This is a genomic window from Mesorhizobium sp. M5C.F.Ca.IN.020.32.2.1 (assembly GCF_004023105.1).
In the GTDB taxonomy this organism is placed as follows: Bacteria; Pseudomonadota; Alphaproteobacteria; order Rhizobiales; family Rhizobiaceae; genus Mesorhizobium; species Mesorhizobium wenxiniae.
Genome location: NZ_RZSX01001463.1, coordinates 1 through 795, shown reverse-complemented (window position 1 = coordinate 795; position 795 = coordinate 1). Strand labels below are relative to the sequence as shown.

The 795-nt window shown below is 65.7% G+C and carries 1 protein-coding gene; it reads left to right on the top strand.

What is annotated here, in order from left to right; translation table 11 throughout:
• On the top strand, positions 1-795 hold a 795-nt coding region (locus EOA86_RS36800; RefSeq protein ID WP_206630272.1), incomplete at both ends, for an SLBB domain-containing protein.

Here is a 795-nt window from a genome sequence, read left to right as displayed (position 1 = left end):
GCTCCATTCCGGTCGCCAACCGGTCGACACAACAGGTACAGGCCGACCTGGCGGAAAGCTTCAATCAACTGCTGGGCCGCAAAGGACTGGTCAACATCCTGCCGCTGGAGCGCCCGCCCATTTACGTGCTGGGCCCGGTCAAGAATCCAGGCTCGTTCAAGTACGCGGCCGGCATGACGATCCTGCACGCGATCGCGCTGGCCGGCGGACTCGACCGGGCCGAGAGCGAGCCGTGGCAGAAGATCGAAGCCGTGCGTGAGACCCAGAAGCGGAGCGGGGCGATCGATACCATGTTGAAGCTGCTCGCGCGCGCGGCGGTGCTGAAGGCCGAGCGCGACGGCACGGCGCCCAAGATCTCGCGCCAGTTGCTGGAGCTGGCCGGCGCGACCGAAGCTGCCAACCTCGTGAACGAGCAGAGCGACCGGCGCAAGGCCGTCGCCACGGCCCGCAAGGATCGCGAGCGCGCGACCATGCGTGCGCTGGAGGCGGCCAAGCAGGATGTTGCCGCTTATGCGCGCATGGAGTCGTTCGACGAACTCATCAAGCTGCGCCAGGAGCGCGTCAACAGCATGCGCACGCTCGTGGACCGCAAAGTTCTCAGCATGACGGTGATGGATCAGATCCAGAGTGAGTTGTCCGACGCGCAACAGCGTCGGCAGGACGCCCGCAACCAATACGCGAGCGCCAAGCAGCGCCTCGCTTGGCTAGAGTCTGAGGTGTTGCGGACCCGGGCCGACCTCAGGAACGATCTGGAGGTCGAGATCGAGACCACGGAGAGCCAGATCGCGGCCAATG